Here is a 26,086-nt window from a genome sequence, read left to right on the forward strand (position 1 = left end):
ATGGGGAGAACTTTTCTTTTGCTTGAAACGTGTACTCCATGAAGTGTGTTAGTGATATTAGCATAAGAAAAATAATTTCTGAAAGTCAGGTAGAGATATGGCTGGCCAGGATATTGTGGTGGTAGGGGCATCAGCCGGAGGCGTTGAGGCGTTAATGACTCTGGTGAGCGGTTTGCCACGGAACCTTTCGGCAGCGTTGTTTGTTGCGTTGCATCTATCGTCTGACGGTCCGAGCCGCCTGCCAGAGATTTTGAGTCGCGCTGGCGTTTTACCGGCGGTGCACCCGGCCGATGGTGAACCTATTGAGTATGGAAAAATTTACGTTGCCCCCCCGGACTATCATCTGTTGCTTGAGCGCGGATGCGTCAAGTTGATACGGGGTCCTAAAGAGAACCGCAATCGGCCCGCGATTGACCCGCTATTTCGTTCCGCCGCCCATGCCTATGGGAGGCGTGCTGCCGGGGTTATTCTTACAGGTGGGTTGGATGATGGAACATCCGGACTCTTTACGATCAAGCAAAAACGTGGACTAGCGGTTGTGCAGGATCCGCAGGAAGCTCTCTATTCAAGTATGCCTCGGAGTGCTCTGGCACATGTCGATGTTGATTATGTACTCCCATTACATGAGATCGCCCCACTTTTGACGCGCCTGGCGAATGAGCATCGCGATGGCGAAGATCTGCGCGCTACGGATCCATCCCAGGATGAGTGCCAGGCAGAAGACAAGGTAACCAACATGGAGAACAATGACCTTCAGCGGGAAGAGCTCAAAGGCGATCCGTCTGCCTTTTCCTGCCCTGAATGCGGTGGTGTCCTTTGGGAAATGAAGAATGGCACCTTGCAACGGTTTCGCTGTCGCGTAGGTCATGCCTTTTCGGCGGAAAGTATGCTTGTTGAGCAATCTGAAGAATTGGATAAAGCGCTCTGGATGGCGTTAAAGACCATGGAAGAGAAGGCGGAATTGCTGCAGCGGATGAGGGATAATGCGCATCAGCATAGTAACTCGTGGCTGGCACAGAGCCTGGAGACACGGTTTGTGGAAGCTCAGAGGCATTCGCAGACGTTACGCCAATTGTTGGTGGAAGGGGGGCTCAAATTATCCGAACCCGGATTTGATCAAGAACTTCAAGTACCGCCTTCCAGGGAATAAAGGCACTACGTTCCTTTTCCTCTGCAGTGCATTTCTTACCATGAAATAGTTGACAATCCTGTTTGATCGTCCTATAGTAAATAAGCATCGCGCATTGTCAACGCTGGTTTACGTCGTCTTTTTAATGGGAAGAAATCTTTCATGAGTGAAGCTGGAACGCAGGACGAGCCTGTCTCTAAAAGTTTGATTACCGTGGGCTCATCTGCCGGGGGGGTAGAAGCGCTATCTATCTTTGTTAGCACCCTGACTGTCGATTTTCCTGCTCCTATCGTACTTGCGCAGCATCTTGATCCAGATCGCGTAAGTTCACTTGATACTATCCTGCAGCACCGGACCCAACTTCCTGTGGAGGTGGTGACGTCTCGCAGTCAGTTGCAGGCAGGCAGAATTTACGTTATACCGTCTAATCGCCTGGCCTCTATCCACGATCATTATGTCGAGGTAAAGGAAAATCACGCAAGGGGCCCGCGTCCATCGGTGGATACCTTGTTTTCTACCGCATCCGAGGCGTACGGTGAAAATTTGATTGCTGTGATTTTGACCGGCTCCGGCACGGATGGATCAGTTGGCGCTGTCGATGTGAAAGATAAGGGTGGTATGGTGATTGTGCAAGATCCACAGACAGCCCGCTATCCTTCTATGCCCGCTTCATTGCCCCCTACTGTAGTTGATTTCGAGCTTCCTATCGAGCGGATCGGCCCTTTTCTCCAGGAACTGTTGCACGATGAGCATATCCATCAAACTGAAGAGAAGGCGGAAGATGTTTTACGCGATATCCTTGAACTGGTAAGCAGGCAAGCGAGCATTGATTTTCGACCATATAAAACATCAACTATCCTGCGTCGCGTGGCCAGGCGCATGGCTGTCACGCATAGTCGGAGCATGCGCGAATATGCCCAGTACCTCAAGACCACCCCAGAAGAGGTGGGCGAGCTGGTCAAGGCCTTCCTGATTAATGTGACGCAGTTCTTTCGCGATGCTGAGGCTTTCTCCTACCTGAGAAATGAAATTCTTCCCAAACTGATCGCACGCGCGCGCACGCGCAATCGTGTCCTGCGCTTCTGGACCGCCGGGTGCGCGACCGGTGAAGAGCCTTATTCACTGGCCATGTTGCTGACCGATATGCTGGGGGCGGAACTGCTGGAGTGGAGCGTGAAGATTTTCGCGACCGACCTGGACGAGGCCGCGATCAACTTCGCTCGTCGCGGCGTCTACGCGGAAAGCCTGCTGAAAGGGATACCAAAGGAGTATCGCGAGCGTTTCTTTGAGCCGATCGATAACGGCTATCGCATCTCGAAAGCGTTGCGCCAGATGGTCATCTTCGGTCAGCAAGATCTCAGTCGGAGCGCCCCTTTCCCACGTATCGACCTGGTCTTGTGCCGCAATGTCCTGATCTATTTTACCCCTGAACTCCAGGAGTATGTGCTCAATCAATTCGCCTTCTCCCTCTCGCCCGATGGTTATCTCTTTTTAGGGAAGGCCGAGACTGTACGTCCCGTACAATCGTTTTATGAACTTATCAATAAACAGTGGAAGGTGTATCGCTGCATTGGCAATGGATTACCCTCAATGCGCCATCAGCTTCTTTCCGAGCGCATAAGTCCTTACGTGGAAAGACAAGCCATGAAGCAGCAAAATATGATGTCAGGAAAATCAAACAACGAGCAGGATTCACCAAATCTGGCATTGGATGTAGGTCAGTTACGCCGTTTCAACGAATTGCTGCTGCGTTTCTTACCCATTGGCATTGTGGTCATCGATCGCTCGTATCGCATTTTGACCGCTAATGGATCAGCCCGGCGTCTGCTGGGGTTACGTGAGATTGGCGCAGAACAGGATTTCCTTCACGCCGTACGCGGCATTCCCTATCACGATACACGGGCCGCTATCGATAGTGTCTTTCGAGAACGTAATTCGGTTAGCCCTATGGAGGTTGAACTGGATATGGCCTCCGGCGGTAACGGGCGCTATGTGAGCCTTTCAATCTCTTTGATGCAGCTTGAGTCAGACTCCCCTACCCTGGCCGTGATCAGTATCGCTGATGTCACCCAGCAGGTACAGTTTCGGCGTCAGCTGGAGACGGTGCAGGCGGAACAGACCCAGTTGATGAATGAGCTGAGCACCGCCAATAAGCGTCTGAGTGATGTCAATAAAGAACTGGTGGATGCGAACGAGGAATTGCAGGTTACCAATGAAGAGCTGATGCTGACACACGAGGAGCTGCAGGCCAGCATTGAGGAGTTCGAGACGACCAACGAGGAACTGCAGGCGACCAATGAAGAGCTAGAGACTAATAATGAGGAGCTGCAGGCGACCAATGAAGAGCTAGAGACGACCAATGACGAGTTGCGCGCGCGGAGCAGTGAACTGCAGGAGATGACCGCTACCATGGAAAGTGAGCGCGGTCGGCTGGCGAAAATGATTGAACTGGCTCCCTTCTATATCCTGGTTTTGCGCGGCCCCACCCTGATCGTCGATGCGTATAGCCCGCGCTACGCGCGCCTACTTTCTACACGCTCTGTCTATGGACACGCTCTCGACGAGGTGCTTGACATCTTCTGGGACAAAGGTATAGAGATACTGAATCTGGCTCGCGATGCCTACCGGCTTGATGAGCCGCGCACATTGGATCACGTGGTGACCCCGTTGCCACAGGGTGATGCTGGTGGACCTGTCGAGGCTTATTTCTCATACACGTTAATCCCTTCACATGATACCAATGGCAAGGTCGATGGCGTTATCATCTACGCAGTTGATGAGACCGAGAAACGCCTGCTAGATGTCGAGCATGAGCGCGAGCAATTCGAGCTCATCTTCCGAAATTTCCCTGCGGGCGCCCTGGCCCTCTTCGATGCACAGAGCCAGCAGCTCTTGCTCGCCAGTTCACGCTACCTTGAGAGCGTTGCTCGCGTGACCGGTTTGCCACAGGATACGTTAATAGGTCGTCTCTGGGGAGATCTGCGTCTGGCATTACCGGAGGAGAGGCGCCAGGCTATCTGGGAACAGGCTTTGACACATCGCCAATCCGTGCACATCGCTGATCTATCGGTGGTTGAGTATGATGATCACCGGATTGTCTGGGACTACACGCTTCTTCCGGTTATGGATACGATGAATGCTGAGCGCGTGCGCTACATGCTCGTCGTTGCCATCGAGATGACCGACCAGGTGCTGGCCCGTGAAGAACTTGAGAAGGTCGATCAGTTGAAAGATGAGTTTATCTCACTGGTCACCCATGAACTGCGGAACCCGCTGTCTTTGATCCTGGCTAATGTGCAACGGGTACAGCGAATGCTCAGCAAACGCTCGACAGATGGAACCCGGCATGCAGAGCAATCATTTGAACCAGAGGTGGCCCTGCTTGAAAAGATGACCTACCAGGTAGGAAGAATGAACAAACTGATCTCTGAAATGTTTGACGTGGCCCGTATTCGCGGTGAAGTCTTTGAATTGCATGGGAAGGAAGAGGTCAACCTGGTGGAGTTGATACGGCAGATTTGTGAGCAATATGCCAGCGGAGAGCAACAAGATCGCATTCTCGTACAATCGCAGGAAGATGTGATCAATGTTGTGATCGACAAAAGCTACATCGAGCAGGTTTTGCATAATCTCATCTCCAATGCGTTAAAATACAGTTCTCAACAGTCTGAAGTGAGGATTGAGGTGCAGAATATGCCGAATGAGGTTGTGGTGGCGGTCCATGATAAGGGACGGGGCATCTCTAAAGAAGATCAGAAGCACCTCTTTGAGCGTTTCTACCGCAGCCACGATGAGAACGAGCGCGTGGAAGGATTGGGCCTGGGCCTGTATATCGCCCATGCTATCATCACCCAGCATGGCGGTCGCCTCTGGCTGGAAAGCGAGCCGGGCAAGGGCAGTAGCTTCTACTTCTCCCTCCCTCTTCATCCCTCTTTGTAGTTATAACAATGGTGGTGCGATGCGCGTGCGTTCGCACCACCATTGTTATAACTCCCTACATCTTTTATGTTATAGTAAAGAAGACGTTTTCTTTTTTGTAAGGAGATCTTTGTATGATCACAGCTTGCCTTATTGGGGTATCGGGCTTTGGAAATGTTCACTATCAGGATCTGATGCGTGCGGTGGAGCGCGATGAGGTTCGCTTGCTGGGCGCGACCGTTATCAATCAGGATGAGGAGGCCGAGAAATGTCAGCATTTGCGCTCCACCGGCTGCCAGATATTTACCGATTTTACGCAGATGCTGGAACAGTTTCGGGGTCAGTGCGACATTTGTTTCATTCCTACTGGTATCCCTTTGCATACACCGATGACGCTGGCGGCGCTGCGCGCGGGAGCAAATGTTTTTGTGGAGAAGCCGGCGGCGGCAACCATTCAGGATGTGCTGGCTATGCGCGCCTGTTCTGAAGAGGTGGGACGCTTTGTGGCGGTCGGTTTTCAGACGATGTATGCACATGAGACGTTCTGGATGAAGCGGGCGATCCTGGAACAGCAGATTGGGAAGCTACAGAGCATCAAGTGCTATGCCCTCTGGCCTCGTCTGGATGAGTATTATGCGCGCAACGGCTGGGCGGGTCGCCTGCAGGTACATGGCGCGTGGGTGCTGGATTCGCCATTTAGCAATGCCGTTTCCCATCAGTTGAATATGATTTGTTTCCTGGCGGGTAGCGAACTGACGCGTTCCGCCACCCTGCGCAGCGTCGAGGCTGAGCTCTATCGCGGACACGAGATCGAAAGCACGGATACCGCTTGCATCCGCGTCACTACAGAGTCCGATGTTCCACTCTATTTTTATGTCACCCATTGTTCTGTCCAACTGGCCGGGCCCGAGATTATCGTGCGTGGCGATCGCGGCAGCATCCATTGGACGACGGATCGCGTGGAGATTACCCGCGCTGATGGTACGCATGAGGAGATGGATTGCGATACCGGTCTGCAGCTTCGTAATCGCTTGATGCAGCACCTCTATCGTAAGGTGGCTGACCCACAAAGCTTTGTCTGTGATCTGGATATCGCCGGCGCCCATGTTCTCGCCTTCGACGGAGCGCATGAATCCTCCTCCATTCATCAACTGGAACCAGCCCTGCTGAGCCGCTTTGAAGAGTCCGGCTCGATCAAGACGGTCATCGAAGGTATCGACGACATCATCAAGCAGGCATTTACGCAAGAAAAGCTGTTTAGCGAACTGGCAACCGTGCCCTGGGCCCGGCCCGGAAAAGTGATTCCCCTGTCCAACTACACCCATTTCCCCTCATCTAATTATTAAAGAGGTAGAACACAGCACCAGGGGTGAGTGCATCAGCACTCACCCCTGGTGCTGTGTTCTACCTCTTTAATAAGAAAAATAGCTAAAGTTGCTTTTATTTTTATACTGATAGTATAGGCCCAAATAATAATGTATTTCTTGAAAGGTCGTGCTAACAGTATGATGAAAAACACCAGCGGCGCTCTATGGAACGTGCAACGGCTTACCGGAAGGCAAAAGCTATGCCTGTCACTCTTTCTGGGTTTCCTCTTCATTTTTGCCTGCGCATTCCGCAGTGCCGGCGCTCCTGTTACCCTCACACAGGCGAACAATGGGAGCCTGGTTACCGTGGCGCCCAATACACTTATTGTTGTGCGACTGCCTTCTAATGCAAGTACAGGTTATTCCTGGAGTGTCGCGCCTCCGCTCAGCCCTCTGCTGCGCTTCCAGGGTCAGCATTATATCGCCCCTACGCCGACTGTACCTCCTCGGGTGGGAGCCCCTGGTACGGAGGAGTTTACCTTCCTTGCTCAAAGCCTTGGCACCGCGCAGTTACGCCTTGTCTATAAACACCCCTGGGAAACCATGCAGCCTCCGGCCCAGACTTTCTCTGTGACCATTCATATTCAGACCTTTCCCTACTGTATTACTCCCGGCAGTAAGCCCAAACTTGTATGGCCATTATCCTGTAGCTAACGCCAGGATTGCCACGACAGGGAGCACTATAGGAGAAGAAACAGGTTCCCGAGTTTTTTATGTTGATGCATCGCGTGCTCATCCGCGCACGCGATGCATCAACATAAAAAAAACAGCGCGGCCGCCTATACGACAGCGATGGGGTCTCCAACAGGGATGAAGGTGATTTTGATATCGGGAACCTTTGGTTGTAGCCAGTCGACCAGGTAGTGCATGCCGGCCTCTTCGCTGGTGGCGTGGCCCAGGATGATCAGGGCTTTCTTCTGACCGGCGGTGATGGCGTCGCGGATATATTCGGCGGTCTGCCACTCGGTCGTCTCACCACATAGTGCTACGTCCAGATTCGCCAGATGGAAGGCTTTAATCTGGTTGGTTCCACCGATCGCTCCCAGGAGCATGCCGATACGCTGACATGGCATCGCCATATCCCCGATGACGCGCATCGTGTTTGTACCGAGCTTCTGCTTGAGGTGATCAATCAAATCTCCAACCGTGGTGGGCGGAATATGGATGATGTAGCGGTTGTCGGTATGCTCATATTGTTCCCAACCCAGCACTTTTTCGACTCCAACCTGGATGCCGTCCGGATCGTGCATGTGCCAGTAATCGTGGAAGCGCCAGATAGTCAACCTGTGCTCCTCGATAAAGGTACGCTTGGCGGCGTAGACCGGGTCATCATCCAGCCAGTCGGTGTTATCGCGGTGATCGTAAAATGTGGGTTCATGGGTAATGATCAGGTTGGCTCCCAGTTCGACCGCGCGCCGCAGTACATCTAGTGTCGCTGTAAACGTTGTGACTATACCGCTGACCTCTTGTCTGGGATCGCCGCATTTGAACGTGTCAACCGAATCTTCTAATGGTGCATTGGGAATCTCCGCAATGATGAGATCAATAACTTCTTGAATCGTTTTTGCCATAAACGTTATTCTCTCTTCCTCATCGAATATTTGCCCCTAAGCTGGTCTTTTATTTGTCTAAAGCATAGCATATTATGAAATGGAACAGCATATGGTTGTTTATTAACAAGAAGGAGATGCTAGATGGCATCATCAACTGAGGCAAAGGTGCAGGTAGGCGACGAGGCGCCTGACTTTACATTACCGACCCAGGATGGGAAACAGGTGAGCTTAAAGGATTATCGCGGCCAGAAGGCCGTGGTGCTCTACTTCTATCCAAAGGATGAGACACCGGGATGCACGGTGGAGGCCTGCGCCTTCCGCGATAGCTATGAGGTCTTTAAGGAGGTGGGCGCCGAGGTGCTTGGTGTCAGTTCCGATTCGGTGGAGGCGCATCAGAAATTTTCGACCAGGCATCGACTGCCGTTTATATTATTAAGCGATAAAGGTGGCGCGATCAGAAAACGCTATGGTGCTGTCTCCGCTTTTGGCTTGATACCGGGGCGCGTCACCTATATTATCGATAAAGAGGGCATTGTACGCCATGTGTTCTCATCGCAACTGGCGGCCGAGCGCCACATCGATGAAGCCTTAAAGACCCTGCGTGCCGCTCGCTAAGATCCGTGTTGTATTGGTGCGGCAGGGCGCAGCTGCGCCCTGCCGCACCAATACAACACGGTAAGAACCTTATGGTTTGCTGGCTTCCACCGTAGGTGGCTCTTCTTGCAGCGGTATTGCTGGCGCGTCATGGACGCTGGCGGTAACGCCAGCTTTTTGTGATTGTTGTACGCGTTCCACGCGCTCCATTTCTGTCTGCGAGCGCTCTTTGCGGCGTCGGGCTCGGCGCATATCCAGCAACATATTCCAGATCTTATACGGTAATGGCCTGTAGACATAATCCTGGGTGTTGATGATCATGCGTGAGAAGCCGCCGAAGCCCTTTTTAAACTCGTAAACGCCCCACATCTCTTCGCCCGGTTTAAGGACGTTGGGGATGGCGCGGAAGTCAAAAAAGCTACAGCCCTGCTCTTTTGCCCATAGGAAACAGTGGTACTGGATCAGGTAGGTCGCTCTGAGGTTGCGTTTGTTGTTGCTTGAGCCTCCAAACATGTCCCAGCACCAGTCCCCCATTTTGATGAGCATCTTGGCGGCGAGCGCCTCCTCCTCATGTTCAACCAAAAGGATGATCGCTTGTTCGTTCTGCTTGTAGCGCGTGAACATCTCTTTATGATAGTTCTTGCTGTGAATAAAGAAGTCGTCGCGCTCGCCGGTGAGCGAGAGGATGTGGTAGTAGGTGTCAAAGTCGGCGTCGCTGGTCGCTTCGCGAATGGTGACGCCTTTGCGTTGTGATGAGCGCACATTTTGCCGCCAGGTGGTTTTGAAGTTGGCCAGCAGCTCCTCTGCGGTTGGACGGAGATCCAGCACCCAGCTACGGCGCGAGACGCTGGTATGGGTGTTGGTGTGAAAGCTTAGACGCTGAAAGGCCTGCCGCCAATCGGTCACCTGCGCATCATCGTCTGGAATGTTTGGATCGATGCGTAATACTACCGCGTGTTCTTTACGTGCGATTGTCTGGGCGTGCTTGACCAGGGCGGCCAGGGCCGGAGAGTCAGGCGACTCCAGTACAGGTCCACGGATGCAGTACAGATAGTTGAGACGCAGTAGAGGTAGTGGAATAGATACCACGTGCAACTGCATCGCACCAATCAACTGGCCATCCAGCAGGGCACCAAGGCGATAGATGCGGGCTCCCAGATATTGGTTGAGCTCTCCCCATTCGTAGGATTGCATGATGTGCGCGTAGCGCTGCTGACGTACGAATGTGTCCCACTGTTCCCGGTCGGTGATGGTTTGAATAACGATGTTTGTCGATATGCTCATGGTTATCTGTACTTTCCGTTGTATTGTGTTGAGATGGTTCCTTTGTGTTTTGCAGCCCATCTTTTCGCGCTGCAGAGCACTGCGTCTCTAAAGCATGTTCATTGTATACCATACTTTAGAGCCAGCCTATCCATAGCCAGTGCTTATTGACTAGCCCAATGGATGGACATATGCGCTTTTGGGGAAGTTAAAAAAAGCTTTTTTCAATACAGCCATTGCTTTGTCCTGCTTCTTCTTCGAGGATGCTACGCCTTGCTTATGGTGCCGCGCTGCCTGGGGAAGTTACCGTTATGATGAAGTGTCGGTACAAAATATAAACTTTCTCGGAAATCCATTGGCGTTCATACAGATACGCCGCTTAAGCCACTTTATTGTATCCTCCTCTCTTGTGTCCAGGTAATAACTTGTAGTAATTCTTTACCCTAAAACGTTATATTCAACGTCTAGATTCTATAAATTGAACTGTGTATGCATTTCTAGTGTTTTTAGGATAGATGCATTGGCGTAAAAATAATCAACTTGTTTTTATGCGTTGCATATCCTTAGGAATGCGATCACTATGCAGGTAGTGTCCAAACCTGCTTCCAGTTCGGACATTGGACCAGGGTTTCGGTTACCTTCGGTCGCTGCATTGAGAGCGCGCGCAGTTTGATTTGCGGAGATGTGCTTGTTGAAACACGCACTTTGTTCTATAGTAGAGGCGTATTTGTTCAGTGATAAAGGAGGTCAGTGATGGCCCGACACAAACAAACAGATATTAAAGAAGAGCGCAACGTAAATGAACCTGAGATGGGCGGTGATCTGCTGACGGTTCGCGAAGTTGCACGTCACTTGCGGGTGGATGATACAACTGTGCGTCGCTGGATTAAGTCTGGCGCGCTGGAAGCGGTTGCCCTTCCGCATAGTGGGAAGCGGTGCGGATATCGTGTACGCAAGCACACACTTGATGCGTTATTCAACACGGGAACACCATCAACGGTTTAGCGTGAAATGTGAAACAGGAGAGTGGCGCACATTGCGCCACTCTTTTTTTGATTTGATATTTTGAAATTGCTAACGTTTAACTATCTGTCCCATAATATATGGGGCATGGTTCCCTATGGCCTTTTTGGGAATCATATCGGCTGGGTTGGGGATTTATGTGGATGTTGCGTCGACTATACTTTGTTAAGGAGCGACTGGATGTTTCATTGGTTTACTGCGATTGGCGGCATCGTATTGTCGGATCTGGTATTGAGTGGCGATAATGCCCTGGTTATCGGGGCGGCGGCGGCCGGTTTGCCGCGCCATCAGCGGCACTGGGCTATCTTATTGGGGGGCGGTGGCGCGATTATCTTGCGCATTATTTTTTCTATCGCGGCCACCATGCTGTTGCAGGTGCCTTTCCTGGGCGTCTTTGGCGGCATTATTTTGATTGTGATCGCCATTCGCTTACTTACCGATCGTAGTAAAGATGCGCTCAAGACAGATGATGAGAAGCAGTTGGAGCAGGAAAAGCTAACCAGGCGCGGCTCAAACGGTATCTGGGCCTCTCTCCTCACAATTCTGGTGGCGGATGCGACGATGAGCCTGGATAACGTACTGGCGGTTGGTGCCCTGGCGGAGGGTAATATTGTTTTTCTGGTTATCGGTCTGCTGTTGAGCATTGCTATTTTGTTGCTGGGAAGCTCACTGATAGCGAACCTGATGGATCATTTGCCCTGGCTGCTCGATGTGGCATGTCTGATCCTGGCCTGGACGGCATCCCGTATTTTCCTGGGCGATGATAGTCTGGGACCTTTTTTTAATAGCCATCCATGGGTGCAGTTTGTGGCACCTGTCGTCACCGTTCTTATTGTGCTGTGCGCCGATCTCTATTTGCGCCGACGAGACCGCAAAGTTCAGCAGTCGTTGACATGACAACACGTATCTCACGTAAAGAGATACGTGTTGTCATGTCAACGGCCGATGTATGGCCGGCCGTTCAGGATATATGCGGAACGATCAGGGATATTTTGTTGGGCCCGGCTGCGAGAGATGTACCCCTTCGGTGGGGAACTGAGGGTAGACGGTCTCTTTCTGTGATAGCGGCGATTGTGTGTAGGCCAGTGTTTTGCCCTGTAGTACCGCGATCAGTGGATCGATGGCCGTCTGGGTAAAGGCGAGGCGCGGTGACCGGTGTTGCAGTTCAGCATGCTGGACTGCACGCACCGAAGCCGAGACCGCCTGTTCGACGCGTTGTAGCTCTTTCTCCGCGAGCACGGCGCGCTGAAGCCGTACCAGCAGGGTATTGAGGGCCCGGGCGATCTGCCAGAGCGCGTTGTCCTGCGTTAGCGGCGCACGCGCGTTGTAGTGACCATTGGCGACCGCGACATGGGTCTGCAGAATCTGTTCGATCCCTTCCTCCAACTCCCGTTTTTGATCTCCTAGAGCGTGCTCCAGTTTCGCTACCATCTCGGCACGGTCGGCACGCGCAATGGCTTTGGTCGTGCTCTTTACCCATACATATGAGACACCGGCGACGATAAATTGGAGCGCGACCGGCCTGATAAGCGTAGGGATGAACTGGGTCTGCATATCTATATTGAAGAATGCGGTATGCGGCTGGTACAGCAGGCTGGCTATGATGATCAAGCAGTTGCAGAACGCGAAGATGAATACGCTGCGCGCGGGTAAGAGGGAGACTGCCAGGAGCTCACCCATGATATAGAGATCGTAGAGCTGGATGCTTGGTTCATCCAGCGGTGTGATAAGCCCCAGGGCAAGGGTGAGCATCAATTCAAACATGACTACGACCGTTAAGGCCGCGATCAGCGCGTATCCTTTGCGGTTCAGGAAGAGTGCGCCAATGCTTGAGATTACCAGCCCGGCATCAGCCCAGACAATGGCCGGTTGGGGGAGCAGCAGGCAGCAAGGCAGAAACACTATGACGACGATGATGTAGTAGAATAAGACAGTACTGAGCAACTGCGATCTGCGCACCGTTTCACGCTTGACGAAGCTTGCATCCGGGCCAACCTCTGGCATGGCGGTGGTTCTATACCACCAGCGAACAAGAGAGTTTCCGTTGGGTGTGTCTTTCTGGACGACCTCGGTAGGCGACCAGTTTTTTCCAGGCTGCGGGGTTTCAGGGGATGAAAAGTTTGCCATGATAAGCTTCCCTCCTACATTACACCGAGATAACTATCAATTTCATTGCCAGTAAAACACGCAGGGCCTCTTCGGTCATCGATGGCGGCAGAGGCGAATTGGATTTGATTTCTTCGATGTTGGCGGTACCATTGATCAAACCATAGACAATAGATAGCATTAACTTTTGCTTCGATGTCCACCCTTCTAACCCGTCAAGGTCAAGAGGTGCAACGGTCTTTGGTACCGGTGAGTTTGGTATAGGACGAGCAGGTATGGCCGTCCTGGGATCTGAGGAAGGCGGTGCTGGATGCGGTGATAGCATCCATTCAAATGGGCCGTGCTCGCTATCAACCTTGACGAGGATGGTACTGCTCGATGCGTGACGATGACCCTCTTTGTCTTCGATATAGCAAGCCACGACTTTCCCCTCAACCAGGTGCAAAAATCCCTTACAACGTCCACGGATACCTGGTACATGATGCACTTCGGCGTGTAACAGCCCGTTTTTTCGATACTTTTCGAACAGCGCAAGGCTAAAGGCCAGGCCCAGGCTCGCATCGATATGTTCTTTACCCACAATGCACCTTTGTTTTGCTACTACGTATGACAATCAGTTCTATAGCATACCTTTTCTACCCACTATATCTTGTGATACTCTCTTTATAGGATGGGGCAGCCATATTTATACTAAGCATACTATAAAGCTAATTGGCTCTGTAGAATAAAATCTACCATATAATTGTGTATTAAGTCTATTAATTCTGTGTTAATAACGGGAATATGTCAAGAATCTGAACATTTTGGCCTATCATTGCAATTGCAATGATAGGCCAAAATGTTCGCTATGTATGCATATAGATCTAGCAATGTATAGGGCGCGAAGCCTTGCGAGCGGTTAATAGAAGATATGCTATACTAAAAAGTACTTATAGGCATCTAGTAGGTCATGGACCCCGGTTTGAAAACCGGGGCGTGTAGCAATCCGAGCGATTGACACACGCCTCACCATTTTTCGACCGCAACATGAGCAGACTTGGCCCGAAAGGGCTCCGTTGGGGGCGAATACAACATTAGGTACCGGTGGGTGCGCGGCCAGCCCACCGCGTGCGACCCGTTCACGTGAAACCGTGGCAACATGGGGGATACGTGGCAAAGTTTGTACTTTGACAACTTGATGTTCGATGTTGGGTGAGACAACCGCCAATCCCCAACCCTTTGTGAATGAGGAAATGCTCCTTCCCCAGGGTAGCGACTGACCCTCAATCCCTGAAGCGGGAAGGATGTAAAGGAAACCTGAATCCAACAGGACTCCTCTACATGCAGGTCGTCATGGAAAGCGAAAGCGAAGTACGTTGATTCATCGTCACTGGCACCAAGCCTACGTGGATTATTGGCTTGCCCAAAATGGGAAAGGATAGGGGCCTGGCTCAGCGGTAAAGACCAGGATTCACCCCCATTAAACCCGGTGAAAAGTACTCTCCTAAAACGACGCAAAACGAACATCAGGAACGGGATAACCAGCATTGAAGCTCTCCCAGATGGTCGATACTGGGAGTAGGGAGTCACCCGCAAGCGCAATGCTGGCAGGATTGTCTCAGAAGCAAAGGCTCAGAGTAATGTCTGAGATATGCTGACAGAGACACGATAGTTTGGACGATAGAGGCTCAAGTAGGAGTCAAGAAGCTATGAGCATGACAATGTATAGATGGGAAGACTTGCCGTGGGAAACCATTGAACGGCAGGTATTCAAGCTCCAAAAGCGCATTTATCAAGCCTCACAGCGTGGCGATGTCAAGACAGTCCACAGTTTGCAAAAACTTTTGATGAAATCCTGGTCAGCCAAATGCCTTGCGGTACGTCGGGTAACGCAGGACAATCAGGGCAAGAAAACCGCCGGAGTAGATGGAGTGAAATCCCTCACGCCACCACAACGATTGGCACTTGTCAGAGGATTGGAACTGGTCCCGAAAACGCGCCCTGTACGAAGGGTATGGATACCAAAACCTGGAACACAGGAAAAACGCGGTTTAGGGATACCCACCATGTACGAAAGGGCATTACAAGGACTAGTCAAGCTCGCACTGGAACCCGAATGGGAAGCCAAGTTCGAGCCAAATTCCTACGGCTTTCGACCAGGACGCTCATGCCACGATGCGATGACGGCCATTTGGATCGGTATCAACAAACTGGATAAATATGTCCTGGATGCGGATATCGCCAAATGCTTTGATCTCATCAACCATCAAGCCCTCTTGGACAAACTCTCGACTACGCCGAAAGTCAGACGAATCATTAAAGCCTGGCTCAAAGCGGGAGTCATGGAAGGGGAAACCCTCTTTCCAACAGAAGAAGGCACACCTCAAGGTGGCGTGGTGTCACCTTTGCTTGCCAATATCGCCTTACATGGACTGGAAACCGCAGTAAGAGACGCCTTTTCCGACACGAAAACGGTGAAGGGAAAGAAGATCTACAACTGGAAACCATTGGTCATCCGGTATGCCGACGATTTCCTGATTGTGCATAGGGATAAAGCGGTCATAGAGGAGGCTAAACAAGTAGCGGCAAGATGGCTTGCAGGCATGGGTCTCGAACTGAAACCGAGTAAAACGAGAATTACCCACACCCTTCATACTCATGAAGGAAATGTCGGGTTTGATTTCTTGGGATGGCACATCCGCCAATATCCTGTAGGCAAAACGCATACCGGAGAAACAGGCGGACCAGCCTCTCGACCACTTGGTTTCAAAACAATCATCAAACCGAGCAAAGAAGCGGTACACAGGCATCTCCTGAAGATTAAGGAAGAGATCCAGAAGCACCAGTCTCACAAACAGGAGCATCTCATTGGAGGTTTAAACCGAATTATCAGGGGGTGGTGTAATTATCATTGTAGAGTAAGCGCAGGCGAAACGTTCGCAAAGGTAACACACCTGACCTGCCTAAAGCTTCTGCGTTGGGGCAAACGCCGTCACAACCATAAATCTGCCCAATGGCGACACAGGAAATACTGGTCGGCAGGGACAGAATGGCGATTTGGGATACCTGGTGGAGAACAATTGCTGAAGCACTCAGATTTCCACCAGGTAGACCACATCAAAGTAGCAGGGAACAGAAGCCCCTTTGACGGCGATTGGAGTTATTGGGCGACCAGAATGGGACACCACCCTGATCTGCCTGCCAATAAAGCCAAACTGCTTAAGCAACAGCAAGGCAAATGTGCAAAGTGTGGGCTGTACTTTAAAGATGGAGATTTGCTGGAAATCGATCATATCATCCCAAAATCGCAAGGTGGCAAGGATGAATACAAGAATATGCAATTGCTCCACCGACACTGCCATGACCAAAAGACAGCAGAAGATAGTTCGGCTGCCAGAGGTACTCATGACAAGAACCAAATTATTGAGGAGCTGGATGAGTCGAAAGGCTCCCGTCCAGTTTTGAAGACGAGCGAGAAAGGCGACGAACTCGCTTAGTTTAACTCTACGGCCAGTGGTTAAACAGATCGAGGGTACGGTCAGTGCTTCTGGCACACAAACCGCTTCCAACATTGTCGAGGCCACCATTACCCGCGCAAGCGGAGGCTCCGCAAGGAGCATACGGAGCTGCTATGTCTCACGTGTTTGTCGTGGATACCAACAAAGAGCCACTGGCCCCGGTCCATCCCGGGCATGCCCGCCTGCTCTTAAGGCAGGGCCGAGCCGCGGTGTGGCGACGCTATCCCTTCACCGTAATGTTGAAAGGTGTTGTCGCTGCCCAGGAGGGGCAATCGTTGCGCCTCAAGATCGATCCAGGCAGCAAGACCACCGGCCTCGCGCTGGTCAACGACGAGAGCGGGGTGGTCGTTTTTGCTGCAGAGTTGGCCCACCGGGGGCAGCAGATCACGAAGGACCTCAACACCCGAAGAGGAGCCCGGCGGGGACGCCGCCAACGCAAGACCCGCTACCGCCCTCCCCGCTGGCGCAATCGCAGGCGAGAGCGGGGCTGGTTGCCGCCCTCGCTTTTGAGCCGTATCCACAACGTGGTCACCTGGGTCGAGCGTCTGCGCCGTCTGGCTCCCATCCAGGCGATCAGCATGGAACTGGTCCGCTTCGATATGCAAACCATGCAGAACCCGGACATCAGCGGCACGCAATACCAACAAGGCACCCTCGCAGGGTACGAGATCCGCGAATATGTGCTGGAAAAGTGGCAGCGGACATGCGCCTATTGCGGGAAAGAAGGGGTTCCTCTGCAGGTGGAACATATCGTGCCACGCGCCAAGGGAGGCAGCAACCGCGTGAGCAACTTGACGCTTGCGTGCGCCGCCTGTAACACGAAGAAAGGCACGCTGGATCTCTCTGTGTTCCTCAAGAAGAAGCCTGAGGTGGTGAAACGCATCCAGGCACAGGCCAAAGCTCCCTTGAAGGATGCTGCCGCCGTCAACGCCACACGCTTGGCGTTGCTCGAACGGTTGAAAGCGGTGGGTCTGCCGATCGAGTGTGGCAGTGGGGGACGCACCAAATACAACCGTGTCATGCGCAACCTGCCGAAAACGCACTGGCTCGATGCGGCATGCGTGGGGGCCAGTACGCCCGACGTCTTGCAGGTCGCAGGGGTCCATCCCTTCCGCATCGAGGCGTGTGGGCATGGTTGCCGGCGCATGCGCAACGTTAATAAGATCGGTCTGCCGTGTTCAGCTCCCAAAGGGCCGAAAAAAGTCCAGGGCTTTCAGACGGGCGATATCACCAGGGCCATCGTCACGAGGGGCAAAAAGCAGGGGATCTATGTGGGCCGGGTCCTGGTGCGTGCGACGGGTTCGTTTGATATCACCACCCGGCGTGGGCGTATTGCCGGGCTGGATGTGCGCTTTTTCAGCCATCTCCACCGTTCAGATGGCTATAACTACGCGTAAGGAGAAGGTTATGCACATCTCCCTGTCCAATCCATCCCGAAATCGAAATAAATAAGGGACGGCCATTCCTCCCCCGCGTAAAAGACGGGGGCATCCTGGCCCAGTCTAGTGAATAAGGAGGCAATCTCTATGACACAGTGGCGTGAAGAGACGATGAACGTCAATGGTATTAACATCCATTATCACCTGACGGGTGATGCACAGCAGAAGCCGGCTATTGTCCTTTTACATGGGGCGACCGATAGCGGATTGTGCTGGACGCATATCGCGCATGCATTAGAAGATGAGTACGCGCTTGTTATGCCGGACGCACGTGGCCATGGTCATTCTGAGAGGGGAGAGGCGGGATTGGATCAAGAGAGCCTGGCGGCCGACGTGGCGGGACTGATTCAGGAGCTGCGCCTGGATCGCCCATATCTGCTCGGCCATTCTATGGGAGGCTCGACGGCCCTGATGGTGGCGGCCCGCTATCCAAAACTTGTGCGCGCTATTTTGCTGGAAGATCCTCCTTTGATAGATCGAAGCGAGAATACGGCCGATAATCAGCGGCCGCCCGCTGGGATGCCGCCCTGGCTGGCACGTTTAAAGCCAATGACGAAGGATGAGATGTTGACGCATATCCGTGCTGAAAGCCCCCAATGGGATGAAGAGGAGTACGAGCCGTGGGTCGATTCAAAGATTGACGTTGATCCAACTATTTTTGAGCACCGGAGATCGCTGCCTTCCTGGCGCGAACTGGCAGCTAAGATCCATTGTCCGGTGCTTTTGATCACGGGCGATCCCTCTGCGCATGCCATCGTGACTCCTCAAATAGCTGTGGATGCTTTGCACTACTGGCCGGAGGGACAGTTGATTCAGGTGGCGGGCGCCGGCCATAACATTCGTCGCGATAAGTACCCCGAGTTTATACGGGCGGTCAAGGCTTTTCTGCAGCAGATGCAGACCCAGCAAGCTCATCAGTAATCGTATCGCTGTTTGGCGAACATAAAAAAGCGACATCACGGTCCGGATCTTTCTCTTTATGATCCTGAGGTGATGTCGCTTTTATCGCCGCGTTGCTATCGATCTCTACCTCTCCTTTGAAGGGCCACAAGTAGCCTGCTGTAACATAGTATCACTGCTATCGATACTAGATGTGCTGCTGCAGGCGCCTTAACCATTCAGGACTATTGAGGCTGTCCCGACTATCAATTCCCCAGCGCAGTGCCGCTACATCCAGTACAATAATTCCAAGCAGTAAAAACAGGATCTCCATGATTTTTCCTCTCGCTTTTGCCTATAGTTATGAATAAACTATAATTGCTATACAACTACTTTTATCTTCTTGTATTTAGTATAGCCGTGTGTTATTATCGAGTCAAGGAATTGTTTTTGATGCCATGGATCAAAAAAATCGATAAGAGGATAGGCTATGGAGTTACGCCAGCTGGTGACATTTCGTATGGTTGCCACCACTCTGAGCTTTAGTCGCACGGCTCAATCGCTGAACTATGTACAATCCAGTGTTACGGCCCAGATGCAGGCGCTGGAGGAAGAATTAGGGGTGCGTCTGTTTGATCGTCTCGGCAAGCGTATCGCGTTGACCGATGCGGGGAAGCGTTTTCTACCGTATGTGGAGAAGATTCTAGGCCTCACTGAAGAGGCGCGTGAGGTTGTGACTGATGAAGATGTGCCCAGCGGGTCTCTGGTTATCAGCGCCCCTGAGACGCTGTGCATCTATCGTTTGCCGACGCTGCTGCGCCTGTTTCGCGATCGCTTTCCCCAGGTAAAAGTGATCTTTAAACCCTCCCCCTATGAAGAACTGCGGCGCAGGGTCAGTGATGGTATGGTGGATGTCGCTTTTGTGATCGATGAGCCACAGCGCTCGACGGCGCTGATGGTTGAAGAATTGATCATGGAGCCCCTATTGATCCTGGTTTCGCCGGATCATGACCTGGCGCGCCTGCCATCTCTCCAGGCACAAGACCTGGATGGGGAATCGTTCTTGCTCACAGAGACCGGGTGCGGCTATCGCGTCCTGTTTGAGCGCGCCCTCAACGAACAGGGGGTCCATCCAACCACCAATCTAGAATTTACCAGTGTGGAAGCGATCAAACAGTGTGTGATGGCCTCGATGGGTGTCGCGTTCCTCCCCGAGGTAACGGTGGCCAGAGAAATTGCCCAGGGGCGGCTTGTGGCGCTGAACTGGATCGGTCACAGCTTCCATGTCCACACCCAGATCCTATGGCATAAAGAAAAGTGGCTCTCCCCAGCCCTCAATGCCTTCCTGGAGGTGACCCGCGAATGCATGTCCAAATCCCCCACCCCCGTCCACTCCTGACCTATACCTGGTCAAACAGTAACCGATCAAAATGAAGATGGGGCGGCATAAAATGTTTTATGCCGCCCCATCTTCATTTTGATCCCAAAAAGCCTTGACAAAGAACGATCGCCGATATATTATAGATATATCGATGACATATCGATATAGAAAAACAGAGGAGTGTTAACATTTATGAGAACTTTTGAATTGAGCCGGGGACCCTGGTTTGGGCCGGCAAGAGGTTTACATTCACGAACCATGCATATGTCGCGTGAGCATGGTGATCCGCGTGGTGAAGGCTTTGGAGAATCTAGACATCCCGGCCGTCGGGGAGGTCGCAGGGAGCGCCCAGAGGAGTTTGGGCGCCATGAGCAACGTAGCCACCGTGGATTTCACGGCGAAGAGTTTGGAGAGATAGGTCCCCGTGAGCACCCTGGGAGACACCATACCGGTCCTCTTGGGCCGGAACACCGGGGACCCCGAGGACGCCGTGGTGAGCGTGGCGGCCCACGCATCGGACGCGGTGATGTGCGTTCGGCAACCCTGTTGTTGTTGTCAGAACAGCCATCGCACGGTTATCAGATTATTCAGCAGGTTGGTGAGCGCAGTGGCGGCCTCTGGCAGCCCAGCCCTGGCTCGGTCTATCCAGCCTTACAGATGCTTGAGGATGAGGGGGCTGGTGCGCTCAGAAGAGCAGGAAGGTCGCCGCGTCTTCAAATTGACTGATGAGGGACAGGCGTATGTGGCGGCGCATAAAGATGAGCTCTCTGGCGTCTGGAAGTCGGTCAGTGATACAGTCGATAGCAGTCAGATGGAGCTGCAAGATCTTTTCCACCAGGTTGGCAAGGCGGTCAGGACGGTGGCACAGGAGGGCACAGCCGGACAACTGGCCGCGGCCCGCGAACTGCTCAGCACCACCCGTCGCCAGCTCTACCTGATCCTGGCGGGCGAGGATAACACCTCCGATACTGATCGCCCATAACTAATTTTGTTCCAGGCACGAGATGACGCGCATATCGCCATCGATATACGCGCCACCCCAGGGTCATAAAAAAGGCGGGTTCCTTCCCTTTCCTCGGCAAATGGGTTTTATGAGACTTTCGTCATTTTGCCTTTATCGGTCGCGCTGGCATTGGCCTGCGCTTCCGCTCGATTGCTGGCCATCTCTTCAACCGTTTTAACGTGCAGGCGGGCCGCCCCTTCGGTCTCGACGGTTTTGACGCGGGTGCCATTTTTGACCGCCGCCTCAAGTCGAGCCTGTGCCTGGGGGATCTCCGCCTGGTACTGAGGCAGCCACTGCGCCTGCGCGATCAGCAGCTCGTCGGTCATCTGCCAGACTTCCTCGGGATTGCAGACGGCTCCTACCAGTGGATCATGCAGCATAGCTTGCTTGAGCAGCGTGACGTCACCATGTACCGCCGCCTCCATACCCATCTGCTGCACGCGCACGCTGGCGGAACAGGTGGTCGCGCAGGCCATGGGCAGGTCTCCCACCACCGGCATATTGATGCCGTTCTTATCGACGTACCCCGGAATCTCGATCACACAACCGTTAGGCAGGTTAGTGATGTGATTCTGATTTACTACGTTGAAGTGGCCGCGATAGATGCGACCGGTCTCCAGCGCCTCGATGATGTAAGAGCCATGTTCCTCACTACGCCTGTCCGCCGTAATGGGTTTGGGCTCTTCTTTCAACCAGTTCGGAAAATCTGTCTCGAACCAGTTGCGCCCTTCCGTGCAGACCCGCAGGTAGCCGCCGGTCTCACCGTTGATCCAGCTGGAGAGATCGATCCACTGGGAGATTTCATTGGTTCGTTTGCGATACCAGGGCAGGTATTCACTCAGGTGCCCGTTCGATTCGGTGCTGTAGTAGCCGAAACGGCGCAGGACATCGATGCGCACCTTTTCCGTCTGCGGAAACTTTGGATGGGCCTCGAATAGTTCCAGCAGTTTCGGCAGCATATCCATGCCGCGCCACTGCACCTTGATGAACCAGGTCTGGTGGTTGATGCCGGCGGCGATCACATCGACGTCGCGCCGGTGGAGATGCTCATCTTCTTTGAGCAGACCCTCTTTGTGCGCCCACAGTTCGATGCACTGTGTAATCTGCCAGTGCGCGCCCTGCACCCCGTGGCAGAGGCCAATGGTCTTCACGCCACCATACTGATTGCAGGCCCACACGTTCATAGCCATTGGGTTAGAGTAATTGAGGAACAGCGCCCCCGGTTTGGCGACCTCGCGAATATCGGTACAGAAATCCAGCAGCGCCGGAATGGTGCGCTGCGCGTACATCAGGCCGCCCGCGCACAACGTATCACCAACGCATTGATCGACACCATACTTCAGCGGAATATCGATGTCTGTCTGAAAGGCTGCCAGGCCTCCTTGTCGGATGGTACTGATAACATAATCACTATCTGCGATGGCCGCGCGCCGGTCTGTGGTCGTCTCAATTTTTGCCGGTAACTTGCTGGCCGTGATCTCTCGCTCACAGAGTTGCCTGACCATGTCAAGGTTCTGCTCAGATATATCAGTGAAAGCGAATGTGGTGTCCGCCAGCTCTGGCACCGCCAGAATATCGCGCAACAACGTACGCGTAAAGCCAATCGATCCAGCACCAACCATCGCAATTTTAATCGCCACGCTATTCTTCTCCTTTGAATTAAGTGGGGTGAATGGCTTAAATAATTGTAAAAGCGTAACATTTAGAAAGGATATGATGAAGATATTATTCGGATGAAACAATTGTAACCTCTATATGCTATATATGTCAATGCTTTGATGCTTGACAATCGATTTGATTTTGTGTAATAGTGGTATCTGCGATGTTACATGTGTACATACGCGCATATGGATCAATTATAGGGACAAAAATAAACAGGCTGACGCGGCAGGAGAATATATTTCTATATGGTTACCAGTGAACAGGTTGCACGATTGGCTGGTGTATCGCGGGCAACGGTATCCCGCGTTCTCAATGGTTCTGCAAAGGTGAGTGAGGAGACGCGGCAGCGCATCTATGCCGCCATTACCACGCTTGGCTATGGCTCCAATATTTTTACGAAGGCGCTACCTCCCGGCCGTTCGCGCTTGATCGCGCTGGCGATGTTTGGTGGTGAAGGTGGCTTAAACTTTGCCCAGCTTTCTCTGACACAGTGCCATTATTACCTGGAACTGCTGCGCTTTATTGAGCAGGCGGTAGCTGAGGCTGGTTATGACCTCTTCCTGCCGACTCGTCCGTACACCGCCTTTGACAGTGAGAGCGATCCCACCTTGAATTACGTGTTGTCGCTGCAGGCGCGCGGTGTCGAGGGGGTGATTACCATGGCGCTGGGCGTGGACGATCCTCGTACGCAGGGATTGTACAGCTCGGCGATGCCAACGGTCTTTATCGATAACCTGTTTCAAGGGAGCCACACCACCTATGTGAAGTCGGACTACAAAAGGGGGGCGATCCAGGCGACCGAGCATCTTTTGCGGCTTGGTCATCGGCGCATCGCTTTTTTCCCCGGTTCACTCTTCTCCATTACCGGGACCGAGCGCTTCATGGGCTATCAGCAGGCCATGGCCAGTGCCGGGCTCTCGGTTGATCAGCGCCTGGTCTGCCAATCTGGCTGGGAGATACAAGATGCCTATCAGGCGGCACTTGCCCTGCTCGCCGAGCGACGCGACTTCACCGCTATCGTGGCCAATAGTGATATGATGGCCTTCGGCATCTTGCGAGCGCTCAAAGAGCATAATCTTCGCGTACCAGGCGATGTCTCTCTTATCGGTTTCGACAATATCGATCACAGCCAGCACTCCGATCCACCCCTGACTACTATCCACCAGGATAAGCAGGCGATCGGCAATGGAGCAGTCGCACGGCTGCTGCAACTAATCAGCGGCGAAGAAACCATCTCACCGTTGATCGTACCAACTCAACTTGTTGTACGTGCCTCAACCTCAGCCCTCAACCCCGCGCGCTAGAGCAGGAGGCTGTACTATTGTGACCCGCGGCTTAAAAAAGATAGAATACATAGAGAGATCTCTTTGAACCGTTTACTGGTTCAGCGTATTTATTCAGCGTGGCTGGATCTATAAATGGGGAGCAGGTTGCGTAAACAGGCAAAAATCGGCATCAAGGTTGGCATTATCATTGTTCTGTTGCTTATTCTGGAAGCGACAGTGACGCAGGAGTGGTCTATTAACGATGTTGTGCGGCTAATTCGGGGCGCGCAGGAGGCAAGCTTATCGCTGGCGGGCGAAAATTCATTCTTTTTTCAAATGTCACCGCCGTGGGGAAAAGCTGTGCTGGATGGTAAGCCCGTGGATCATCTGCCGCAGGCAACCACGGAGACGCCCCTTAGTCTTGCTCCTGGACAGCATACCCTGCAGTGGAATGCCTATCCTTTTCCTTCTCAGAGCTGTACCTTTACGGTCCCTGTCCACACATTGCCCGCACAAAACTGTGTGCTGGGTGAGGTGACGGATGGCTCGCAGGCGAATGCTACCTATATCGTCAGTTTTTCATCGCGTCCCTCGTTAACATCACTGGCTCCTGAGCAGCGGCAAGCGCTACTGCAGGCCACCCAGGCTTACCTGGACACGTTGCAATCACAGGAGACGGTTCGTGCTGGTGAACCATTTACTTACAATGCTAGCTCACCTGTTCATACTGCCACCCATCCCCTGACCGCCAACCTGCGTTTTCTGCTGGATACCGACGTAAGCGCCCCGGCAGCCTGTCAGGGTCCCTTGATTGGTATCTCTTGCCAGAATAGCCTGGGGAACGATTGTCGCCTGTTCTGTACCCAGTACTCTTCCCAGCCAGAAACCTGGCACGGCATCCCCGCATGGGAGGTATTCGTGATTACGCGTCCCACCTGGACCTATCGTGATCCTGGCGTACCCTCCACGTCTCAAAACAACCTGGAGGGACCGCCTGGAGATCAGCAGTATACCTTTCTCCAGGTTTTTTGGGACCAGGATCAGCATGGCTGGCATGTGACGGCCCATCGGGCGGGGGATAGTTCCTTTGATGATCCTAATTGTACGCTGATGATTAGCAAGGTGCTTGCGCTGCCTGAAACGGTTACCGCGCAGTCCTCGGGCGCCAGACGTTCGCTGTCGCCTATCCAGCAGCATTGGTCGTTTACGTCGACCCGGAACCGGGCGTTGGGCTGCCTTGCCACCGTCCCGCTTCTATCCACGGTTACTGGTAAAGCCGCACCCGCACAGCAGGAAAACGCCTATTTTCTCTGGCGCTTTAGTGTGTTTAGCGCGGCCGATACCCTGGCTCACCAGCTCCAGCCACAAGATCCGGTTGTCCCGCCCGCGCTCCAACCAACCATTGAGCAGATTAAACAAAATCCCGCCATCATCTCATAGGCGTTGAACATGGATGGCGCCTCCTCTGCGTGCAGAGGAGGCGCCATCCGTTGAAACTGGTATGTCAGTCTGCCTCTACCAGCCGCCATGATGGTGGTGATGACCGTGATGATGGTGGTGACCATAGAAGCCACCGTCATAATAACCGCGGCGCACATATGGACTGCGGAAGAAGAACCATGGTCGGTATGGACGATAGTAGCCATAACCCATCCAGCGTCGGGGCCGTAATAGTCTGCCCAGACTGGCAAAAAGGATAATCATAAAGAAGATTATGAGTAGAAAAAACATACTGGTCTCCTTATATCTGCTGACCGTTTATCTTCAAGTTATGTACAGAACAATTTCTCTTTATATCTGTATGAACGTAGAAATAGCACCAGCATCAAATAGTTACACTGCTGGCCCCTGGCTCGATCACAGAATAACATTCATGCGTTGGTGCCTCGGGGGCGCTCATCCACACCAGTAAAAAGTGTACCTGACATTTTCTATAAACCTATTGATATAATTTATCCGCTGTATGGTTAAGGAGAATAGAAATAGCGTATTTACATCTACTCTCTT

General features: G+C 52.6%; 22 protein-coding genes. 15 read left to right on the forward strand and 7 right to left on the reverse strand.

Translation table 11 applies throughout. The features are described 5' to 3' along the window. The first annotated feature begins 97 nt into the window (after positions 1-97). From AABA21_RS07620 to AABA21_RS07635, 4 genes are all read left to right on the forward strand, one after another. Positions 98-1,150, forward strand: coding sequence for a chemotaxis protein CheB (locus AABA21_RS07620; protein WP_338248516.1), 1,053 nt, complete (start codon positions 98-100; stop codon positions 1,148-1,150). Positions 1,151-1,291: 141 nt separating this feature from the next. Next, positions 1,292-5,068, forward strand: a complete 3,777-nt coding sequence (locus tag AABA21_RS07625; protein ID WP_338248518.1) for a CheR family methyltransferase — start codon at positions 1,292-1,294, stop codon at positions 5,066-5,068. Between the two features lie 113 nt (positions 5,069-5,181). Beyond that, positions 5,182-6,393 carry a Gfo/Idh/MocA family protein gene (locus AABA21_RS07630; protein ID WP_338248520.1) on the forward strand — a complete coding sequence of 404 codons (1,212 nt, stop codon included), beginning with the start codon at positions 5,182-5,184 and terminating at the stop codon, positions 6,391-6,393. Between the two features lie 159 nt (positions 6,394-6,552). Further along, a complete protein-coding gene (locus AABA21_RS07635; protein WP_338248522.1) occupies positions 6,553-7,068 on the forward strand; it encodes a protease inhibitor I42 family protein in 516 nt (171 codons plus the stop codon). A 125-nt stretch (positions 7,069-7,193) separates the two neighbouring features. Here AABA21_RS07635 and AABA21_RS07640 read toward each other — a convergent pair whose 3' ends face one another. Then, the gene (locus tag AABA21_RS07640; protein WP_338248525.1) at positions 7,194-7,985 is read right to left on the reverse strand and encodes a Nif3-like dinuclear metal center hexameric protein; all 792 of its coding nucleotides are present in this window, start codon (positions 7,983-7,985) and stop codon (positions 7,194-7,196) included. Positions 7,986-8,108: 123 nt separating this feature from the next. On the opposite strand from AABA21_RS07640, the gene AABA21_RS07645 reads away from it, so the two are divergent. Further along, complete coding sequence (locus AABA21_RS07645) at positions 8,109-8,582, forward strand: peroxiredoxin (RefSeq protein WP_338248526.1); 474 nt, start codon at positions 8,109-8,111, stop codon at positions 8,580-8,582. Between the two features lie 69 nt (positions 8,583-8,651). On the opposite strand, the gene AABA21_RS07650 is transcribed toward AABA21_RS07645, so the two are convergent. Next, positions 8,652-9,845 (reverse strand): lipid II:glycine glycyltransferase FemX, encoded by a 1,194-nt coding sequence (locus tag AABA21_RS07650; protein WP_338248528.1) that lies wholly within the window; start codon positions 9,843-9,845, stop codon positions 8,652-8,654. A 732-nt stretch (positions 9,846-10,577) separates the two neighbouring features. Here AABA21_RS07650 and AABA21_RS07655 point away from each other — a divergent pair. Next, on the forward strand, positions 10,578-10,829 hold the full coding sequence (locus AABA21_RS07655; protein ID WP_235845914.1) for a helix-turn-helix domain-containing protein: 252 nt from the start codon (positions 10,578-10,580) through the stop codon (positions 10,827-10,829). A 198-nt stretch (positions 10,830-11,027) separates the two neighbouring features. Next, the gene (locus AABA21_RS07660) at positions 11,028-11,744 is read left to right on the forward strand and encodes a YjbE family putative metal transport protein (RefSeq protein WP_338248532.1); all 717 of its coding nucleotides are present in this window, start codon (positions 11,028-11,030) and stop codon (positions 11,742-11,744) included. Positions 11,745-11,828: 84 nt separating this feature from the next. Here AABA21_RS07660 and AABA21_RS07665 read toward each other — a convergent pair whose 3' ends face one another. Next, positions 11,829-12,974 (reverse strand): flotillin family protein, encoded by a 1,146-nt coding sequence (locus AABA21_RS07665; protein ID WP_338248534.1) that lies wholly within the window; start codon positions 12,972-12,974, stop codon positions 11,829-11,831. Between the two features lie 19 nt (positions 12,975-12,993). Next, a complete protein-coding gene (locus tag AABA21_RS07670) occupies positions 12,994-13,533 on the reverse strand; it encodes a hypothetical protein (protein WP_338248536.1) in 540 nt (179 codons plus the stop codon). 1,108 nt (positions 13,534-14,641) lie between these two features. Here AABA21_RS07670 and ltrA point away from each other — a divergent pair. From ltrA to AABA21_RS07685, 3 genes are all read left to right on the forward strand, one after another. After that, the gene (gene ltrA / locus AABA21_RS07675) at positions 14,642-16,429 is read left to right on the forward strand and encodes a group II intron reverse transcriptase/maturase (protein WP_338248538.1); all 1,788 of its coding nucleotides are present in this window, start codon (positions 14,642-14,644) and stop codon (positions 16,427-16,429) included. A 134-nt stretch (positions 16,430-16,563) separates the two neighbouring features. Beyond that, on the forward strand, positions 16,564-17,847 hold the full coding sequence (gene iscB, locus AABA21_RS07680; protein WP_338248540.1) for an RNA-guided endonuclease IscB: 1,284 nt from the start codon (positions 16,564-16,566) through the stop codon (positions 17,845-17,847). A 129-nt stretch (positions 17,848-17,976) separates the two neighbouring features. Then, positions 17,977-18,810: an alpha/beta fold hydrolase gene (locus AABA21_RS07685; protein WP_338248543.1), complete on the forward strand. Its 834-nt coding sequence runs from the start codon at positions 17,977-17,979 to the stop codon at positions 18,808-18,810. Between the two features lie 166 nt (positions 18,811-18,976). Here AABA21_RS07685 and AABA21_RS07690 read toward each other — a convergent pair whose 3' ends face one another. Then, on the reverse strand, positions 18,977-19,102 hold the full coding sequence (locus AABA21_RS07690) for a hypothetical protein (protein WP_338248545.1): 126 nt from the start codon (positions 19,100-19,102) through the stop codon (positions 18,977-18,979). A gap of 156 nt (positions 19,103-19,258) precedes the next feature. Between AABA21_RS07690 and AABA21_RS07695 the strand changes: the two genes are divergently transcribed. The 3 genes from AABA21_RS07695 (at position 19,259) to AABA21_RS07705 (ending at position 21,131) form a co-directional block, all read left to right on the forward strand. Beyond that, entirely contained in the window at positions 19,259-20,167 is a 909-nt protein-coding gene (locus AABA21_RS07695) for a LysR family transcriptional regulator (protein ID WP_338248548.1), read from the forward strand. Positions 20,168-20,341: 174 nt separating this feature from the next. Further along, entirely contained in the window at positions 20,342-20,875 is a 534-nt protein-coding gene (locus AABA21_RS07700) for a PadR family transcriptional regulator (RefSeq protein WP_338248551.1), read from the forward strand. Beyond that, positions 20,829-21,131: a hypothetical protein gene (locus AABA21_RS07705; protein ID WP_338248553.1), complete on the forward strand. Its 303-nt coding sequence runs from the start codon at positions 20,829-20,831 to the stop codon at positions 21,129-21,131. The genes AABA21_RS07700 and AABA21_RS07705 overlap by 47 nt, the downstream gene beginning before the upstream one ends. A 107-nt stretch (positions 21,132-21,238) precedes the next feature. Here the strand turns inward: AABA21_RS07705 and melA are convergent, their stop codons facing one another. Beyond that, positions 21,239-22,792 (reverse strand): alpha-glucosidase/alpha-galactosidase, encoded by a 1,554-nt coding sequence (gene melA / locus AABA21_RS07710; RefSeq protein WP_338248555.1) that lies wholly within the window; start codon positions 22,790-22,792, stop codon positions 21,239-21,241. A gap of 267 nt (positions 22,793-23,059) precedes the next feature. Between melA and AABA21_RS07715 the strand changes: the two genes are divergently transcribed. Continuing rightward, the gene (locus AABA21_RS07715) at positions 23,060-24,118 is read left to right on the forward strand and encodes a LacI family DNA-binding transcriptional regulator (protein WP_338248557.1); all 1,059 of its coding nucleotides are present in this window, start codon (positions 23,060-23,062) and stop codon (positions 24,116-24,118) included. A gap of 126 nt (positions 24,119-24,244) precedes the next feature. Next, positions 24,245-25,519: a hypothetical protein gene (locus AABA21_RS07720; protein WP_338248560.1), complete on the forward strand. Its 1,275-nt coding sequence runs from the start codon at positions 24,245-24,247 to the stop codon at positions 25,517-25,519. A gap of 75 nt (positions 25,520-25,594) precedes the next feature. Here AABA21_RS07720 and AABA21_RS07725 read toward each other — a convergent pair whose 3' ends face one another. Continuing rightward, the gene (locus AABA21_RS07725; RefSeq protein WP_338248562.1) at positions 25,595-25,810 is read right to left on the reverse strand and encodes a hypothetical protein; all 216 of its coding nucleotides are present in this window, start codon (positions 25,808-25,810) and stop codon (positions 25,595-25,597) included. Between the last annotated feature and the right edge of the window lie 276 nt (positions 25,811-26,086).

It is taken from the genome of Dictyobacter halimunensis, from assembly GCF_036245075.1.

Excerpts from the sequence above, each read along its gene's own strand:
- AABA21_RS07620 (WP_338248516.1), top strand. The coding sequence starts at position 98 with ATGGCTGGCCAGGATATTGTGGTGGTAGGGGCATCAGCCGGAGGCGTT.
- AABA21_RS07625 (WP_338248518.1), top strand. The coding sequence starts at position 1,292 with ATGAGTGAAGCTGGAACGCAGGACGAGCCTGTCTCTAAAAGTTTGATT.
- AABA21_RS07630 (WP_338248520.1), top strand. The coding sequence starts at position 5,182 with ATGATCACAGCTTGCCTTATTGGGGTATCGGGCTTTGGAAATGTTCAC.
- AABA21_RS07635 (WP_338248522.1), top strand. The coding sequence starts at position 6,553 with ATGATGAAAAACACCAGCGGCGCTCTATGGAACGTGCAACGGCTTACC.
- AABA21_RS07640 (WP_338248525.1), bottom strand. The coding sequence starts at position 7,985 with ATGGCAAAAACGATTCAAGAAGTTATTGATCTCATCATTGCGGAGATT.
- AABA21_RS07645 (WP_338248526.1), top strand. The coding sequence starts at position 8,109 with ATGGCATCATCAACTGAGGCAAAGGTGCAGGTAGGCGACGAGGCGCCT.
- AABA21_RS07650 (WP_338248528.1), bottom strand. The coding sequence starts at position 9,845 with ATGAGCATATCGACAAACATCGTTATTCAAACCATCACCGACCGGGAA.
- AABA21_RS07655 (WP_235845914.1), top strand. The coding sequence starts at position 10,578 with ATGGCCCGACACAAACAAACAGATATTAAAGAAGAGCGCAACGTAAAT.
- AABA21_RS07660 (WP_338248532.1), top strand. The coding sequence starts at position 11,028 with ATGTTTCATTGGTTTACTGCGATTGGCGGCATCGTATTGTCGGATCTG.
- AABA21_RS07665 (WP_338248534.1), bottom strand. The coding sequence starts at position 12,974 with ATGGCAAACTTTTCATCCCCTGAAACCCCGCAGCCTGGAAAAAACTGG.
- ltrA (WP_338248538.1), top strand. The coding sequence starts at position 14,642 with ATGAGCATGACAATGTATAGATGGGAAGACTTGCCGTGGGAAACCATT.
- iscB (WP_338248540.1), top strand. The coding sequence starts at position 16,564 with ATGTCTCACGTGTTTGTCGTGGATACCAACAAAGAGCCACTGGCCCCG.
- AABA21_RS07685 (WP_338248543.1), top strand. The coding sequence starts at position 17,977 with ATGACACAGTGGCGTGAAGAGACGATGAACGTCAATGGTATTAACATC.
- AABA21_RS07690 (WP_338248545.1), bottom strand. The coding sequence starts at position 19,102 with ATGGAGATCCTGTTTTTACTGCTTGGAATTATTGTACTGGATGTAGCG.
- AABA21_RS07695 (WP_338248548.1), top strand. The coding sequence starts at position 19,259 with ATGGAGTTACGCCAGCTGGTGACATTTCGTATGGTTGCCACCACTCTG.
- AABA21_RS07700 (WP_338248551.1), top strand. The coding sequence starts at position 20,342 with ATGAGAACTTTTGAATTGAGCCGGGGACCCTGGTTTGGGCCGGCAAGA.
- AABA21_RS07715 (WP_338248557.1), top strand. The coding sequence starts at position 23,060 with ATGGTTACCAGTGAACAGGTTGCACGATTGGCTGGTGTATCGCGGGCA.
- AABA21_RS07725 (WP_338248562.1), bottom strand. The coding sequence starts at position 25,810 with ATGTTTTTTCTACTCATAATCTTCTTTATGATTATCCTTTTTGCCAGT.